Origin of the sequence: Paraglaciecola sp. L3A3 (assembly GCF_009796765.1) — a bacterium.
Classification (GTDB): Bacteria; Pseudomonadota; Gammaproteobacteria; order Enterobacterales; family Alteromonadaceae; genus Paraglaciecola.
Map to the genome: position 1 here is coordinate 866,248 of NZ_CP047023.1, position 17,431 is coordinate 883,678.

Below are 17,431 nucleotides of genomic sequence, written 5' to 3' on the forward strand. Positions count from 1 at the left end.
TTATACAAGAAAGGCCAGAAATTGCTTTCTGGCCTGTATTTTTACTCTTTGGTGTAGATCACTTCGAAGTCGTCATCTTCATCATCAAAATCGTCATCATCATCGTCTAAGTCATAGGCGTCATCGATAACATCTTTATGGTACGTGTCCCACTTAAACCCTGATTCCTCTTCGCTATCCGGTAGCTCAATTTCTTCAGGTAATTGTTCAATGAAGTCCATTGCTTTTAAACAAAGTTGTTCAGTACCAAGTTTTTGGAAGGCTGAAATTTTATAATAATCGTCTTGCCAATCTAACTCTTTAGCTATTTTTGCGCATAACTCATCCACTTCATCTTCAAGCATTAAGTCGACTTTGTTAAATACTAACCAACGAGGCTTAGCTGCAAGCTTAGGACTGTATTTTTCTAATTCAGCAACGATAGCTTTAGCATTATCTACAGGATCTGATTCATCTGCAGGCATTAAGTCGATCAAATGAATTAATACTCGACAACGTTCAAGGTGTTTTAAAAATTGCACACCTAACCCAGCGCCATCAGCGGCACCTTCGATCAAACCTGGGATATCCGCTACTACAAAACTACGCATAGAATCTAAACGAACTACACCTAAATTAGGCACTAAGGTAGTAAAGGGGTAATCTGCCACTTTAGGTTTAGCTGCTGAGACACTGCGGATAAATGTAGATTTACCAGCATTTGGCATACCTAACATACCTACGTCAGCTAATAACATTAGCTCTAATTTAAGGTTCCTGATTTCTCCAGGGGTACCACTTGTCTTTTGTCTAGGTGCACGGTTAGTACTGGTTTTAAAACGAGCATTACCTAAACCATGATAACCACCTTGAGCTACTTTCATTCGTTGAGTATGTTTAGTTAAATCACCTAACAACTCTCCAGTATCTGCATCTGTGGCTCTTGTCCCAACAGGCACTTTGACTTCTAAATCAGAGCCGCCACGACCGGTACAATTGGCACTTTGTCCGTTTTTACCGCGTTCTGCACGATGGAATCGTTCAAAGCGATAATCTATTAAGGTGTTTAAGTTTTCGTCTGCAACTAAATAAACACTGCCGCCGTCGCCACCGTCGCCACCATCAGGACCACCATCAGGTACATATTTTTCTCGGCGAAAACCTACAACACCATTACCACCGTCACCCGCTTCGACACGGATCTCAGCTTCATCTACAAATTTCATGACTTACCAACACCTTGAATAGAACTCAATTGAATCGAGTATAGTCTGTTCGTACTAGAAATTGCAGTGCAGACTATTTTTAAGACTTAAACAAAAAGCCCCGCATAAAGCGGGGCTTCTTAAAATATATTACCGTGAATTATTCAGCAACAATGCTTACAAATTTACGATTTTTAGGACCTTTAACTTCAAATTGAACTTTGCCGTCAGACAAAGCAAATAAAGTATGATCTTTACCAATACCCATATTGTTACCAGCATGGAATTTAGTTCCACGTTGACGAACAATAATGTTACCAGCTAGAACCGACTCACCACCGTAACGCTTAACACCTAGGCGTTTACTTTCTGAATCACGGCCGTTGTTAGTACTACCACCAGCTTTTTTATGTGCCATTTGTATATACTCCTATTAAGCGCTAATACCAGTGATTTTCACTTCCGTGAACCACTGACGGTGACCCATTTGGGTACGTGAATGCTTACGACGACGGAACTTAACGATTTTAACTTTATCGCCACGTCCATGAGTTACAACTTCAGCTGTAACCTTTCCACCACTAACAAATGGTGTACCAATTTTAATATCGTCACCATTGCTCACCATTAAGATATCACCGAATTCAACTGACTCACCAGGAGCCACTTCGATTTTTTCTAGGCGAACGGTTTGGCCTTCAGCCACACGGTGTTGTTTGCCACCACTTTGGAAAACCGCGTACATAATAAACTCCGCTCTGCGTCTCTTGACGCTTATATTCAAAAACAGGGCGCGAATTGTACGTGAACAGGTATCTCCAAGCAAGCCCATTTTCCAATTAATTTGGTTAAATATCAAACGTTTTGCTTCAGCCCGTTATTTTCCGACCTTTTAGAGGATCTGAGACTGGATACCCAGGCAGAATTCTGTAAAATCCTTTGGCGGTAAAAACGTTAAGTAATTGTATATAATTTATAAAAGGTTAAAGCACTGAAGTATGAAACTTGAAACTATCAACCAACTAGCCCATGACGATATGATGTCCGTTAATGAGTTAATACAAAATCAAGTCAGTTCAGACGTCGCTCTTATTAATCAATTAGGTTTTTACATAGTCAATAGTGGCGGCAAGCGTTTAAGGCCCTTGCTGACCGTTCTAGCCGCTCGTGCGTTAGATATTAAGACTAATGAGCACCACACATTGGCAGCCATTATTGAATTCATTCATACCGCCACATTATTACATGATGACGTAGTAGATGAATCAACTATGCGCAGAGGCAGAGAAACTGCTAACGCAGTGTTTGGCAATCAAGCAAGTGTATTGGTTGGGGATTTTTTATATACCCGTTCTTTTCAGATGATGGTTAGTTTGAAAAAAATGCGAGTTATGCAAATTTTGTCAGACGCCACTAATGTTATTGCTGAAGGTGAAGTTTTGCAGTTGATGAACTGTAATGATCCTGATACTAGCGAAGAAAGTTACATGCAAGTCATATACAGTAAAACAGCTCGTTTGTTTGAGGCGGCGACTTTATTAGCTGCTGTATTGACAGAGCAGGAGCCAGAAATAGAAATGGCGATGCAAGATTACGGTAAATACCTAGGCACTGCTTTTCAATTGGTTGATGACATTTTAGATTATGCCGCCGACGCCGAAGAAATGGGCAAAAATGTGGGGGATGATTTAGCGGAAGGTAAACCTACTTTACCCCTTTTATATGCTATGTGGCATGGTAGTGAAGCACAGTCCGCACAAATTAAACAAGCGATTGAATCAGGCAATGGTATGCAAAACTTTGCTGAAATTATGACAGCAATGCAGCAAACAGGAGCTTTAGAATATACGAAGAAGCAAGCTATTCTTGCATCAGAACAAGCGATTCAAGCTTTATCACTTTTACCTGAATCAAATTATAAAGATGCCTTAATAAGCCTAGCTAACATTGCTGTTGAGCGAGCAGCCTAAGCTAACAAGTGACTGAACTATGAAGATAACAGGTTTATATCAAGCGAAAGTACAAAGAATTGGTCCTAAAAATGAATTAACGGGTATTTACAAACACTCAGTTAATTCAGCGCAAATAGATAACCTTGGTATTCAAGGTGATGTACAAATTGATAAACGTTATCACGGCGGCCCAGAGAGAGCGCTGCATCAATATGCCTTAAAGAGTTATGAGGTTATTATTAAGGCTCATCCTCTTTTACATAAAACCGCTTGGCCTGGATCCATGGGCGAAAATATCAGTGTACCTACTATGCATGAACAAAATGTTTGTATAGGTGACATTTACCAAATTGAAGAGTGTTTAATCCAAGTGTCAGGTCCAAGAATGCCTTGTTTTAAAATTGCTGAAAAATTTAAAACACCTGGTCTCGACAAGTTTGTCGCTAAACATGCAATACACGGCTGGTATTACCGAGTTTTAAAAGGTGGTGAGTTAACCATAAATGACGACATCACTTTAATTGAAAGGCCTAATCCAGAACTGAGCATTGCTGAATTTTTAGCTGTAGTTCAAGGTAAAGTAACGGCAGTAGATAGATTGAATCATTGTGTGAATGCAAGAGGGTTGGACCCGGAATGGAAAGAAAAGCTACTTCGTCAGCGCTCTTAAATTTTTTGTCATCTCACACTTTTTTCGTGAAAATAATATTGTCTCTAATTTGACACATTCTTGAAGTATTATAAAATTCGCTGATTTCTCCAACAAAAAGATGTGTGCTTTGTTTATTTCTACTTGTACTAAATTTCAAAAAAAGTATGTGTCTACATTCATTTTTGTAACCATTTTAGGTCAATTCGTTTGTTCCCCTTTATTGGCCATTGAAAAAAACGAATCAACCAATCACTCCATAACTGACACTACCTTGGTCTCGTATGGCTCTGATACATTAGCCAATATGATGCACTTTTGGGGAAAGCTATATTCTAAACGTTACCCTAGTGTAGAATTAGAACTCCATTCCGAAGGCTCGTCTACCGCATCAAAGGCCCTCATCAATCAAACCTCTTCTTTAGGCCCAATGAGTCGATTAATGTCGACTTCAGAACTTACAGCATTTAAAAATAAGTATGGATATTATCCAACGGCCATAAAAGTTGGAATGGACGCAATTGCTGTATTTGTGAATAGAAACAACCCCTTATCTAAAATTTCTGTACAACAATTAGATGCTGTCTTCTCAAATTACCGCAAATGTGGTCATCCCCAAAATATTGAGTATTGGAAAGAACTAGGCGTCGAACAAAGTTGGGGAGACAGAAAAATTGAGTTAATAGGACGAAATAATGTATCTGGTACTTATACATTTTTTCGACAAAAAGCATTATGTAATGGCCGATTTAAATCTAGGGTCTTGAATCAACCTGGTTCAACTTCTGTGGTTCAAGTTGTTAGTCATTCTTTATATTCAATAGGGTTCTCTGCTCTTGGTTACAAAACTTCAGGCATTAAAGCCTTATCTATTATCAATAGTGAAGGGCAAGTTATCGAAGCAACACCAGATACAGTTCAGAATCAAACTTACCCATTAGCACGGTTTTTATATATCTATATTAATCAAGCTCAAGATAAGAAATTGGCAGACAATGTCGCTAATTTTTTAAACATAGCTTTGTCACAGGAGGGGCAAGCTATAGTCAAACAAGATGGTTATGTTGCTTTACCAGAAAACACCCGCTTGCAAGAACTTAACAAACTCTTGCATTAATATCGTAATGTGAGAGAAATACAGCAAACGAAGTTGGAGTAGAAATACCAAAACCTTGAGCATAATTCACCCCCATAGACTGGAGTAATTGTTCAGTTTGTTTATCACCCACAAATTCAGCAATGGTTTCTTTGTTCATACTTTTAGCAATGTCATGAATGGCCTTTACGGTGGCCAAGTCACACGCATCATTGCACATATTTTTGACAAATGATCCGTCTATTTTTACGTAATCGACCTGCATATTTTTCAAATAAGTAAATGACGACATGCCCGCCCCAAAATCATCCAAAGCAAACTTACAGCCCAACGAACGTATTTCAGCAATGATATGACTAGCTTTGACTAAGTTAGTCACCGCAGCCGTTTCTGTGATCTCAAAACACAATTTTTCAAATGGCACTGATGTTTGTTTTAGGCGATTCAAAAGGCTCTTCATTGAAGATGGGCTATTTAAACTGGCCCCAGATAAATTAATGGCACATTTATCAAGGTGCTGTAAATGTTCAGGATAAGACTCAAGTAAACTCATAGTACGATTAAACACCCATTGATCTATGCGTGTCATTAAGCCGTGCCTTTCAGCAATAGGGATAAACGTAGCAGGGCTAATAAACTCGCCCCCGTCATCAAACATCCTCAATAATATTTCATAACGTATTTTTTGATTATTAGCCGCATCTAGCGGTTTTATTGTCTGAAAATACAATTCAAATTTATCTTGATCTAAAGCAGTTTGCACTTGGCTTAGCAACTGTAACTCGGTATTTCTAAATACAATTTCTGTCTCTGAATTGTCATGGAAAATATATTGATTACGACCGTTATTCTTCGCCATATAACACGCGCTATCTGCCGCTTTAACAAGATCCACTGCATTTAAGTTTTGGGTATCCATTTGCACTATCCCAATACTTGCACCAATATGAAAAACTCTGTCTTCCCACTCAAAACGAAAGGCAGATACGCTGTCTAACAACTTTTGCATGTTCTGTTTTACTCGGACTTTATCTTGATTAACTAAAATTAGACAAAATTCATCCCCTCCCACCCTAGCTAATACATCTTTATTGGTTGAATTTTGCTGTAATAAATTGGCAATATTTCTTAACAGTTGATCCCCAGCTTGATGACCGCAGGTATCATTAATTAGCTTAAATTGATCCATATCGATGTAACATAAGGCTGCGCACTTAAAAACAGATGGAATATCACTAATCACCTTTTTTAATTTTTGATCAAATGCATATCGATTCAATAAGCCTGTTAAAGGATCATGATTAGCTTGGTAATAAATCTTCTGTTTTAAAATCAAATCTTCGGTTACATCTCGCCCAATACCTTCAATGGCAACTAATTTTCCTTCTTCATCAAATACCGGTGAATCATTACACTCAATAGATATCTCTTGTTTAGAAGTAGAAAGAAAGGTGATTATATAGGGCTCAGTTTTCAACCCTTTAGCTTGTTGTTCTCTGATCTGTAAAATATTGTCAGGAACACAAAGCAAATAGTTGTCACTATTGGCTAAAAAGTCTTCATCTTCATAACCTAAAATATTAGTCACACTGGTACTAACAAATTGAAGTTTGCCGGTTGAATCTAAAGAATAAACATAGTCTCTAGTTAAACCGTCAACTAGCCTTCTAAAACGAGCTTCACTCTTTTCTAATTGTTGCTGAGACTGGTAACGTAAACTAATGTCTCGGATCGTCATGGCAATGCCGCTATCCGCCTTGACGACTTGCAGTCTTAACCATTGGGCATCGAAAATATTAGATTGATTATTAAGAGTATATTCGAAAGGTATACCTGTTTCACAGACTTGTTTTATATCAGTTAAGAGTTCTGAAATTTGCATCAAGGTTAGCTGTTGACTCAAAAATAGATTAGCAGGTTTATTGAGATCACATTTGATTAATTTAACGGCTAATTTATTCGCATCAACTAATTGAAAATCAATTACTTGGCCTTTTTTATTAGTGACACTCCCATAAATTAAAATACTATCTAAAGCGGCATCACTGGCAGCTTTATAATGAATTTGACTTTGATTCAGTCGAACCGCACTACGCAACTGCCAAAAGAAAAACATACAAATCAGTGTAGACATTAAACAGCCGACCCAAAAAATCACTTGGCTCATTTGTATTTTTTGATTAGGGCTTTGTAACGCTAAATCCCATTTACGATTAGCAAAACCTAATTGCACTTTAGCTATAGTTGAGTCCTCAACCAACACTCCGTGCGCCATTAATAAAACATCATTATCATACAGCGAAAAATTAAACTGGGGCCCAATCAACTCTCCCACCAGCACTTCCAATGTGCTTTCCACATCAAAATTCGCCACTACATAACCTAATTTCTCGTTATTGGGATCAATCTGTAAAGCATATAAACTCGTTAACTTATCTCCCTGATACATGACGCTTTCTGAACCATTTTTAAGTAAGGTAGGAACAGTTAAGCCAAAAGACTGAATATCTTCTCCAAACAACTTATTATTATCTGCGAAAGAAATATTCCATCGAATAGTAAAATCTGGGTTCACCCACCAAATGTCACTTATTCCAGGCAGCATATTTTTAATATTCGATGCTTGTGTATGAAACCAATCAATTGGACTTGGGTGGTAAGCAGGCCAAGATAAAGTTAAATCTTCTAAGGCTCGCTTTCTATCAGCCGAAAATACCTCCAATGAATTAGAAACTTGAGAAGCGACAACCTGTGCTAATGCCGCACGTCTATTTATTTCATTACCTGATAGAAACAAACTCGCGAAAGAAAAAACACTTATCAGAACGATAAATAATAAAGCAGGGAAGTAGTATGTTTTCTTGTGCTGTTCAGTAAAGTACTTCACTACTTTTGTTCCCTACTTTTTATATAAAAATCGAGCACACAAAATATGTGAAATTTGTGACAGTTTAATTAAATTCCACAGGAAGTATGGAATTAAGGGCTTGGAGAGGCTTAGGAAAACAAAAACGCCGTTTCTGTTACCAGAAACGGCGTTTATAAACTAAATATCAAGGAACTTAAAAATTAAGCTTCTTGAATGATGATTAGTTTGATAGTCGTTGTTACATCTGAGTGAACTTGCAAGTCGATTTCGAATTCGCCAGTTTCACGTAAAGTACCAGTAGGTAATTTAACTTCAGATTTAACCACTTCAACACCAGCAGCAGTAATTGCATCAGCGATGTCGCGAGTACCGACAGAACCGAACAATTTACCTTCATCACCAGCTGGAGAAGCAATAGTCACTTCACCCAAGGCAGCAATTTTATCTGCTCGAGCTTGTGCAGCAGCTAGGCCTTCAGCAATTTTTGCTTCTAGCTCAGCACGACGCTGTTCAAATTTCTCAACATTAACTTTAGTTGCAGGAACCGCTTTTCCTTGTGGGAACAAGAAGTTACGTGCATAACCTGATTTTACAGTGACAGTGTCACCCAAGCCGCCTAGGTTAGCGATCTTGTCTAATAATATGATTTCCATCTTTGCTACCTACGATTACTTGTGAGAATCAGTATATGGAAGCAATGCTAGGAAGCGCGCGCGCTTGATAGCAGTTGACAACTGACGCTGATATTTCGCGCTAGTTCCAGTGATACGGCTAGGTACAATTTTACCACTTTCAGTGATGTAGTTTTTCAACATTGCGATGTCTTTGTAATCAATCGCAGCAACACCTTCGGCAGAAAAACGACAGAACTTACGACGTCTGAAAAAACGAGCCATTATTCGTCTCCTTCTTTTTCGTCAGCAGCTTCAACAGGTGCTTCTGTAGCAGGAGCAGCGGCTGGCTTGTCATATGATTTTTCTTCACGCTTTTCACGACGTTCTTCTTTAGCCATAGGAGACTGCTCAGTCACAGCATCTTTGGTACGCATAACTAGGTTACGCAAAACAACATCATTAAAACGGAAAGCAGTTTCTAGCTCTTCAACAGCTTCAGCAGTTGCTTCAGCGTTAACAAGAACATAGTGTGCTTTATGAAGTTTATCGATTGGGTAAGCCAATTGACGACGGCCCCAATCTTCCAAGCGGTGGATAGTGCCGCCATCTTGGGTAAGAATTCCGGTATAACGCTCGATCATACCTGGAACTTGTTCACTCTGGTCAGGGTGAACCATGAATACGATTTCGTAATGACGCATCATATTGCTCCTCACGGTTGTAGTCTCGACAGCACAGTCAAACTGTATAGAGACAAGGAACTAAAATTGGTGACTGTTTAAGCGGCGCGCATTGTATATAAACTGGGCGTTGGGTGCAAGGTATATTTGTGTTTTTAAAAGATAAAGGCATGCGCTTTGCTTACATCGCTACGCGATAAGGCATGTGCTACGCACACAAGGCATGGCTGCGCCATAAAGCATTCGCGTTGCTCACCGCAATCCATTGCTTTATTCAAGCCTCGTCCCTGAGGCTCGACTGACTTTTCTTCAACAGCTAAGAAAAGTAAGCAAAAGAAGCCGGCCTCCAAACAAATTCCTATTCCATAAAATTCTTGGCTTCGATGTCGAAACGGCAATAAGCCGCTCCCAGCTATAAAAGATTGCCTTGTCCAAACGTCCTTGTTCGGACATTCGACAAGCCAATAATTTGATGGGAAATTTGTAGTCGCGATAAATCAAAAGCTTGGTGTTTCTGTTGTACGTTGGCCTTTAGGCCATTAACTGCGCTAAACGTTTGATTTCTTCGTCAACTCTAAATTGTATGGCTGTATCTATTATGAAAATCCTCAAACTTACACTGTACACAAATGTTAGCACTAGCATTATTCCAAGACAACAAACAAGAGATTATGGAGTCAATAATTATTGCTCTATGTGCGAAGCACATTCTTTTGATTTTCCCGCGACTCAAAGCTCGCCAATTTTATGTTGAATTTAGTAGGTCTATTGGCAAGGATAGCCACTAGAGGCTTGCGATGTCGAGTTAAGGTGTGGGGGGGACTTTTCCCGCGAATTCAAATTTTCCATCACAGAATTGTCTTGTCGAATGGCCGAACATGAACGTTTGGGTGAAAGCTGAATTTTTAGGAGCGTAGTTCCGCCAGGTTAAACAGCTCAACAGGGATGTTGAGGTTGGATGCCGATCATCATGGATGTGCTTATTACTCTATAGCAGGTATATATTTTTGCATTCCAGATAGCCTGCGGCATTGCACAAATGTCATCTCAAAACTAGAAGACACTTCGTTTCGTTTTTTGTTTCGATGAATTTGCATTGTATCCCTTGACCCTACCGTTACGTTATCCTTGATAGTTGTGTGGAATATCAAAAAACACAGGTCGGAAAATAATGAGTAAAGGAAAAAGTTATACAATTAACCAGCTGAGCCAGACCACTGGTTTAAGTATTCGAACACTTCGTTATTATGATGAGCAAGGTTTGCTTATACCGAAGAGAAATCAACAGAATGGCTATAGAGTCTATGAGCATAATCATTTGCAATTGTTGCAATTCATTTTGGTATATAGAGAGCTGGATTTTAGCTTAGAAACCATTAAACAAATTATTTATGCTAAAAACTTCGATCTTAGAAAAGCACTTTCTGAACAAAAAATATTACTGTTAAATCAGAAAAACAAAGTTGAAGGTCAGCTAGAAAAGATAAATTTGACGTTAAATCAAGTTGAGCAAGGCCGAGAAAATATGGGCATGTTTTTCGAATCTTTTCCTAAGGATAAGGTGGAACGTTGGAACAAAATGATTGATCAGCAGGATAGTGAATTCAACAATGAGTTGGGGCTTCATGCTCTAGGACAGCTAGATAAAACCAAAGCGCAACAGATCCAAAAGATAAGTGATAAATTGCATCAGCGGTATGCCAAATTAATAAATATGCCAATTGACTCTGAACAGGTGCAACAAGAGATTCGAAATCATTATCTAGTGTTGAATTATAGTCTCTATCTAACATTTGAAGGTTTCATCGGTATATCCATGAATGGTTATAAAATCTTTGCAGAACAAACACTTTTAAATACTGTTACGGCAGAGATGTTGGAACATTATGCAATAGGTATGGCCCAGCACCTTTGTGAAGCTATGCATCATTTTGCCAATCATGAGTTAAGGCACAATGAAACAGAATTGAGGGCTAGTGGTAAGGAAGAGAACTCGCTGTATTTGATTGATTGTTAAATTGCCAATCGACTGCCAAGGATAACGATGGACAAAGTGGGTGCTTTGTGTGCGCAGCACATGCTTTAGATTTGTCGCGACTCAAAGCTCGCCAATTTTATGTTGAATTTAGTAGGTCTATTGGCAAGGATAGCCAATAGAGGCTTGCGATGTCGAGTTAAGGTGTGGGGGGGACTTTTCCCGCGACTCAAATTTCTCATCGTTATTAACGTGACTGTCCATATAAAGTCTGGTGTTTAAAGCTTGTCGGTAGATTGCTAATTGCGTGGGGCCAAATTTACTGAGGGTATAACGGGCAATGTCCCGCAAGTCCTGCTCTACATCTTCCGTGATGTGATAATGGTGCATAATAGTTACTTTGCCTTTGCTAACTCTTCATCAAATATAGTATCAACGGATCTAGTTGAGGTTTTACCTGCTTTGGCATTATCTGCTCGTGGTGCTAAAAATGCTTCTAGCTGATTGATAGCTTTTTGCTCATTGCCTTGCGGTAAGGCGCGTTCTAAAACATAGCTTTTAATAGATTGACCTTGTAGCGCAGCTGCGGCTTTTAAGTGCTGATGTTGCTCTGGGGTAATGTCGATAGATAAACGCATAATAACCTCACAAAATAAAACCTAGGGTTCATAATAACGAGTGTGGCAACAAACTGTCAATTATGAACAAATGTTGTAATTTTATATAAACCTTAATTTAAGAAACCAATCTCTTCCGCAATAACAGAGCTTAGCTAGACCCCCATTGTAACAAATCATAAAAAAACATATAAAATCAACAGGTTAATTAAAATTACATTTGAGGATAAAAATAATTTCGGGGCCATAACAATGACTTTTTTAGCCACTATCAACTTCTTTTCCTCTGTGCTAAATTGCTTTGATCTTTTTCTAGCCACTATTTACTATCTACTGCTTTCCCTCTGTGTGCTGTGGTAAATCGCTTTTAATCTTTTCGGCTAAGCCGCATCTTTATTATCTGTGTCACTCGGTGAAAAGCTTTATTCTTTTGCTTTTCACTGCTGCGCACTCAAATCGTCTTTAAATGTAAATAAGTGCGAATAAACTAGGAGATATTAAATACAGCACCTAGTTAAGGTTTAATGTTGATAAACATCCTATGTTTATGTATTGTTATGAAAGAGTTAATATACGAGCGATTTTATGACCACACCTTCTATCCTTTTTAGCTGTAAAGCAAAGGCTTATCTTTCATTACTTCTGTTGTGTTTAGGTGCTGGCTTCAGCTCTGCCAAAGCCTCACCACCTGAAAAACAGCCCAACGTGTTGTTTATTGTGGTAGATGACTTAGGTTATTCAGACATTAAGGCGTTTAACCCGCAAAGCTTTTATGACACGCCTAATATAGACGCCCTAGCTGGGCAAGGTGTAATGTTTACTAATGGCTATGCTGCTAACCCAGTGTGCAGCCCTTCTCGGTTCGCTCTTTTAACAGGAAAACACCCCACTCGAGGGCAAGCTACCGATTGGTTTCCCACCAAGAACAAACCTGCCCGTGCTGGTCGTTTTTTACCCGCAAGTTTTAAAGACTATTTACCACTTTCAGAAACCACCATTGCCGAAGCGTTTAAGCAAAGCGGCTACCACACAGCTTTTTTGGGAAAATGGCATTTAGGATTAAGTGAACATTTATGGCCTGAACATCAAGGCTTTGACGTCAATATAGCCGGCACTAAAAATGGTCATCCTGCGGCAGGGTATTTTTCGCCTTATAAAAATCCACGCCTTAAGGATGGGCCCAAAGGTGAGTATCTAACGGCCCGTTTAACCAACGAAGCCATTGCTTTAGTAGATCAATACAGCCAACAATCTGACCCGTTTTTCATGATGTTATCCTTTTATACCGTGCATACGCCCTTACAGGCCCCTCAGCAAGATGTTCAAAGGTATCAAGCAAAAACACAAACATTGGCCCATAACGATGAGTTTCAAGATGAAGAACAAGTATGGCCTATTGCCGATAAACGAGAGGTTCGGGTAAAACAGAATCATCCTACCTACGCTGCCATGGTCAACCAAATGGATAAGCAGGTAGGGCGATTATTGGCGAAACTTCAACAAACCGGGCTCGATCAAAATACCCTTATTGTTTTTACGTCAGATAATGGCGGCTTGTCTAGCGCGGAGGGATCACCTACCTCTAATTTACCGCTTAGGGGTGGGAAAGGGTGGTTATATGAAGGGGGCATTCGCGTGCCATTAATTGTTAGACTGCCACAAATGCAACACAGTGGTAATCAAGTCAATGAGCCCGTCACTTCAACTGATTTATACCCTACTTTATTGAGTGCGGCTAATATTCCTTTATTGCCACAACAACATGTAGATGGTGTAGATCTAAACCCATTTATACCATCACAAGCTGATCGTAAGCGTTTAGTCACTCGGCCTCTGTATTTTCATTACCCGCATTATTCGAATCAAGGTGGTTTTCCCGGCGCTGCGATCCGTGAAGGAAATTGGAAATTAATTGAACGGTTTGAAGATGGCCGAACGCACTTGTTTAACCTTGACACTGATATTGGCGAGCAAACCGATCTTGCCAGTAAATATCCAGATCGGCTTAATGCGATGCGTTTGAATTTACATAAATGGTATCAACAAACACAGGCCCAATTCTTAAAAAGTAAAAATGGCCAAGCCCCGTGGTTTCCTAAATTGGTTGAGGAATAATGATGCTTAGACCTATTATCACTGCGGTGTGTTGTTGCACTGCGCTGTTTATTGTAGAAGATGTACTCGCTGCTAAGCCTATACAAGCCAAGCAAAATATTGATTACGTGCCCTCAGCTGACTATTCAGACAATCGAGATAAGTTAGATGTTTACTTACCTAAAGTAAGGGATAACAATCCTGTACTGGTGCACTTTCACGGTGGAGGATTAACCTTTGGTTCTAAAGAGAAAGGGTCAAAAGCATTTGCCGAAACTTTTGCACAATTAGGCTTATGCGTTGTTGCGCCAAACTATCGTTTAGCGCCAGAACATCTTTTTCCAGCACAAATGTTAGATGCAGTAAAAGCGATAAAATGGGCCGTTCAACATATGCAGTCTTACGGTTGTGATACCTCTAACATTGTTATATCGGGGCATTCTGCTGGGGCTTACCTTGCGGCCTTATTGGCCGTTGATGAACAGTGGTTGTCTAAACTCGCTAATTTACGAGGTAATATTCAAGGGGTTGTGGCAATTAGTCCACTGCTTGAACTCTCAAGCCTTAACAAAACACATTTAGAGCAAGTGTGGGGCACCGATAAACATATATATAGATCGGCGTCAGTGACGTCACATATTGAGCAAAATAAATTGCCTATGTTGCTTATGTATGCGGACAATGACCATCCTGGTATGGACAAAGAAATTCAACAATTTGCACAGGCCATGTTCATTAACAATAATCATGTGCAGGTAATTGAAGCCATGAACAGAGATCACAAAAGTATTATTAATCACCTACAAAATAAAGATGATGTGGTAAAAAGCAGTGTAATGGGGTGGTTCTCTCTCCTAAATGCCAACTAAAAAGGACCGTAGCCGTACTAAATGATGATGCAACCTCTATTAGTAAAATTCGTGATTCGGAGCCAATTTATCTATTAGTCGATTTCATCTTATAACATGCAGGCATGACGGAATTTTGTGCGTATATTTTTGAGCGAATAGAGGTTCCGACAGATTTTATCTTAACTGTCTTCCCTCTTTGTGCTCTGTGCCCTCTTTGGTGAATCGTTTGTCTTTTTTGATTGACTAGTTTCTACCTCCTATCTACTGCTTTTCTCTGCTAAAGTCTGCTTTTCCCCAAAGGATTTTGTTTTTATGGCTCAAGTTGACCCTGCTAAAATTATGGCTTTTGCCTCATCTGCTGAGTTTGCTCAATGGCTTGAAGTTAATCACAACAGAGAAAATGAGTTGTGGGTGAAAATCTTTAAGAAAAATACTGGCGTTGATAGTGTTACTTGGGATGATGTTGTGATTGAGTCTCTGTGTTGGGGCTGGATTGATGGCATTAGAAAGTCTATTGATGAGCAAGCTTATGTTCAACGGATCACGCCAAGAACAAGGCGTAGTAGTTGGTCAAAAAGAAACACTGAACATGTAGAACGATTGATCAGTGAAGGTCGTATGATGGAAGCTGGACTCATGCATGTACGTGCTGCCAAAGCAGACGGACGTTGGGATAAAGCTTACGCAGTTAGCGAAATGACAGTGCCTGCAGATTTTCTTGCAGCTTTAGAAAATAATCCTCAGGCCAAACAGTTTTTTACAACACTTAATAAATCAAACCGTTATGTCATAGTTCATGGCTTGGCCAGTGCCAAAAAAGCCGAAACCAGAAATAGGCGATTTGAAAATTATATGGCCATGTTAACCCGAGAAGAAAAACCGTAAGAATTACACCTTCATTTAAGGTTTTTGTGCCTTAACACTCGAAACTCAAAGTTATCTTCTTCTACTATTATGTTTAAAAATAGATGCTAAAGATAAAGAGAGTAAGATCCGATACATTATGTTGATAGGGTTGATTTGTACTGCAAAGTCTCAGTTCTTTCCATAAAACTAAAATTGACAGGATAAAATTAATGGAAACATTATTGAGCAAGTTAAAAGTTAAATCCAAATTATTAATCATCATCTTAATATCGCTAATCAGCCTAATTGCAGTGATGTTTCTCACTATGCATACATTAAAGACTAATTTGTTAGAAGATAGGTATCAAAAAACCACACATTTAACAGAAGTCGCAACCGATTTAGTTAAATATTTTCACCAACAATTCAAGCAAGGGAAACTCACAGAACAAGAAGCTAAAAAATATGCTTTAGAGTCCTTAAGTGCCATGCATTACGACACAGACGAGTATTTTTGGGTCAACACACTTGATCACATTATGTTATCTCACCCGACACAAAGCCTCATTGGACAGAGTGTCAAAAAGATTAATGACCCAAACGGTGCTTTGCTATTTGTTGATATGGTCAATGTGGCAAAGTCTAAAGGAGAAGGATTTACATCCTATCAGTGGAATAAAGTTGGAAGCGATAAACCCATAGATAAAATTTCTTACGTAAAATTATTTGAACCATGGGAATGGGTAATAGGAACAGGTATATATTTAGATGATGTGGATACTATTTTTTGGAATACCACCATAAATATTTTAATTTCAGTATTCGGTTTTCTTATACTAATCAGTTGGTTATCTTACAAGGTGAGTAAAAATATTTATCAGCCATTACATCAGATGCGCGATTTGATGGTTGAGGTAAATGAAACTAATAATCTGACATTAACACTAAATACTCAAGGCAAAGATGAACTAGCTGAAATTAGTTATGTGTTTAATGAAATGCTGGCAAACTTTAGAGATATGTTGCTCAAAATATCTAATTCGTCATCCAATTTAGCATCACAAGCAGAAAAATTATCAGCGGTAACAGAACAAATTAATCAAGGAATGTATGAGCAACATAATGATGTTATTAGAGCAGATACAGCTTCTAATGAGATGGTTAAAGCAATTAAGGAGGTTGCTGAAAATACCAACGCAACCCTTGATTCAACAAATGTAGCAACAGAAAATACTAACCAATGCGCCTTGGTACTTGATAAAAACATTAAGTCTATTAATCAACTGAATGTCAGTGTTGAACAATCTGTTAAGCAAATATCAGAATTAAAAAACTCTAGTAATAACATTGGTGAGATTGTTACGACCATACAAGCCATTGCCGAGCAAACAAATTTACTCGCGTTAAATGCCGCAATAGAAGCAGCAAGAGCTGGCGAACAAGGTAGAGGTTTTGCTGTAGTTGCCGATGAAGTAAGAACTTTAGCTAGTAGAACTCAAGAATCAACAGCTAACATAACATCAGTGATCGATATTCTACAGCTAGGTGTTGGAGAAGCAGTAAATAATATGATGCAATGTCAAGAAAAAGCCAATACCAGTGTTTCCTTAGCAGAAGAAGCTGGGAGCCTAGTACGGCAGATGCAAAGCAAAATTATTGAAGTGACCGATCTAAGTACAATCGTTAGTGCGTCGACTGAAGAACAAAGCGTCACAACCCAACAAGTGCAAGAAATTATTGTGCGAATAAACACCATGACCGAGCAGATAACCGCAAGTGCTGGAGAGACTGCTCAATCAAGCGAGAATTTAGCTAAGTTTGCTGTAGAGCTTAATGATATGGTTTCTCGTTTTAAGTGTTAAATTATAAGGGGCTGGTGGGGGAGTTAAAATGAAGTAAGCTCCGCTGCGTCGGAGCTTGTAACATACTTTCTTGCAGAAAAACCGTAAGAATTACACCTTCACTTAAGGTTTTTGTGCTCTAACGCTCTAAACTGTTTTACCT

General features: G+C 38.9%; 16 protein-coding genes. 8 read left to right on the forward strand and 8 right to left on the reverse strand.

What is annotated here, in order from left to right:
* Window positions 1-41 precede the first annotated feature (41 nt).
* The 3 genes from cgtA to rplU all read right to left on the reverse strand — a co-directional run bounded on the left by cgtA (window position 42) and on the right by rplU (window position 1,929).
* Window positions 42-1,205, reverse strand: a complete 1,164-nt coding sequence (gene cgtA / locus GQR87_RS03655; protein ID WP_158966649.1) for an Obg family GTPase CgtA — start codon at window positions 1,203-1,205, stop codon at window positions 42-44.
* A gap of 139 nt (window positions 1,206-1,344) precedes the next feature.
* Window positions 1,345-1,602, reverse strand: a complete 258-nt coding sequence (rpmA, locus tag GQR87_RS03660) for a 50S ribosomal protein L27 (RefSeq protein WP_133471404.1) — start codon at window positions 1,600-1,602, stop codon at window positions 1,345-1,347.
* A 15-nt stretch (window positions 1,603-1,617) separates the two neighbouring features.
* Window positions 1,618-1,929: a 50S ribosomal protein L21 gene (gene rplU, locus GQR87_RS03665; RefSeq protein ID WP_158966651.1), complete on the reverse strand. Its 312-nt coding sequence runs from the start codon at window positions 1,927-1,929 to the stop codon at window positions 1,618-1,620.
* A 253-nt stretch (window positions 1,930-2,182) separates the two neighbouring features.
* On the opposite strand from rplU, the gene ispB reads away from it, so the two are divergent.
* The 3 genes from ispB (at window position 2,183) to GQR87_RS03680 (ending at window position 4,902) form a co-directional block, all read left to right on the forward strand.
* Entirely contained in the window at window positions 2,183-3,154 is a 972-nt protein-coding gene (gene ispB / locus GQR87_RS03670) for an octaprenyl diphosphate synthase (RefSeq protein ID WP_158966653.1), read from the forward strand.
* Between the two features lie 19 nt (window positions 3,155-3,173).
* Window positions 3,174-3,806, forward strand: coding sequence for an MOSC domain-containing protein (locus tag GQR87_RS03675; protein WP_158966655.1), 633 nt, complete (start codon window positions 3,174-3,176; stop codon window positions 3,804-3,806).
* Window positions 3,807-3,954: 148 nt separating this feature from the next.
* Window positions 3,955-4,902, forward strand: a complete 948-nt coding sequence (locus GQR87_RS03680; protein WP_158966657.1) for a PstS family phosphate ABC transporter substrate-binding protein — start codon at window positions 3,955-3,957, stop codon at window positions 4,900-4,902.
* Here the strand turns inward: GQR87_RS03680 and GQR87_RS03685 are convergent.
* The 4 genes from GQR87_RS03685 to rpsF all read right to left on the reverse strand — a co-directional run bounded on the left by GQR87_RS03685 (window position 4,883) and on the right by rpsF (window position 9,065).
* Window positions 4,883-7,768: an EAL domain-containing protein gene (locus tag GQR87_RS03685; protein ID WP_158966659.1), complete on the reverse strand. Its 2,886-nt coding sequence runs from the start codon at window positions 7,766-7,768 to the stop codon at window positions 4,883-4,885. The genes GQR87_RS03680 and GQR87_RS03685 overlap by 20 nt on opposite strands.
* A 182-nt stretch (window positions 7,769-7,950) precedes the next feature.
* Window positions 7,951-8,403: a 50S ribosomal protein L9 gene (rplI, locus tag GQR87_RS03690; RefSeq protein WP_158966661.1), complete on the reverse strand. Its 453-nt coding sequence runs from the start codon at window positions 8,401-8,403 to the stop codon at window positions 7,951-7,953.
* A gap of 15 nt (window positions 8,404-8,418) precedes the next feature.
* Window positions 8,419-8,646 (reverse strand): 30S ribosomal protein S18, encoded by a 228-nt coding sequence (gene rpsR, locus GQR87_RS03695; protein ID WP_158966663.1) that lies wholly within the window; start codon window positions 8,644-8,646, stop codon window positions 8,419-8,421.
* On the reverse strand, window positions 8,646-9,065 hold the full coding sequence (gene rpsF, locus GQR87_RS03700) for a 30S ribosomal protein S6 (RefSeq protein ID WP_158972874.1): 420 nt from the start codon (window positions 9,063-9,065) through the stop codon (window positions 8,646-8,648). Before rpsF ends, rpsR begins: the two co-directional genes overlap by 1 nt.
* 1,150 nt (window positions 9,066-10,215) lie before the next feature.
* Here rpsF and GQR87_RS03705 point away from each other — a divergent pair.
* Window positions 10,216-11,061, forward strand: a complete 846-nt coding sequence (locus GQR87_RS03705; protein WP_158966665.1) for a MerR family transcriptional regulator — start codon at window positions 10,216-10,218, stop codon at window positions 11,059-11,061.
* Between the two features lie 353 nt (window positions 11,062-11,414).
* Here GQR87_RS03705 and GQR87_RS03710 read toward each other — a convergent pair whose 3' ends face one another.
* The gene (locus GQR87_RS03710; protein WP_158966667.1) at window positions 11,415-11,657 is read right to left on the reverse strand and encodes a DUF1778 domain-containing protein; all 243 of its coding nucleotides are present in this window, start codon (window positions 11,655-11,657) and stop codon (window positions 11,415-11,417) included.
* Between the two features lie 564 nt (window positions 11,658-12,221).
* On the opposite strand from GQR87_RS03710, the gene GQR87_RS03715 reads away from it, so the two are divergent.
* The 4 genes from GQR87_RS03715 to GQR87_RS03730 all read left to right on the forward strand — a co-directional run bounded on the left by GQR87_RS03715 (window position 12,222) and on the right by GQR87_RS03730 (window position 17,289).
* The gene (locus GQR87_RS03715) at window positions 12,222-13,751 is read left to right on the forward strand and encodes a sulfatase (protein WP_158966669.1); all 1,530 of its coding nucleotides are present in this window, start codon (window positions 12,222-12,224) and stop codon (window positions 13,749-13,751) included.
* A gap of 2 nt (window positions 13,752-13,753) precedes the next feature.
* Entirely contained in the window at window positions 13,754-14,599 is an 846-nt protein-coding gene (locus tag GQR87_RS03720; protein WP_158966671.1) for an alpha/beta hydrolase, read from the forward strand.
* A 294-nt stretch (window positions 14,600-14,893) separates the two neighbouring features.
* Window positions 14,894-15,466: a YdeI family protein gene (locus GQR87_RS03725; protein ID WP_158966673.1), complete on the forward strand. Its 573-nt coding sequence runs from the start codon at window positions 14,894-14,896 to the stop codon at window positions 15,464-15,466.
* A gap of 191 nt (window positions 15,467-15,657) precedes the next feature.
* On the forward strand, window positions 15,658-17,289 hold the full coding sequence (locus GQR87_RS03730; protein WP_158966675.1) for a methyl-accepting chemotaxis protein: 1,632 nt from the start codon (window positions 15,658-15,660) through the stop codon (window positions 17,287-17,289).
* Window positions 17,290-17,431 lie beyond the last annotated feature (142 nt).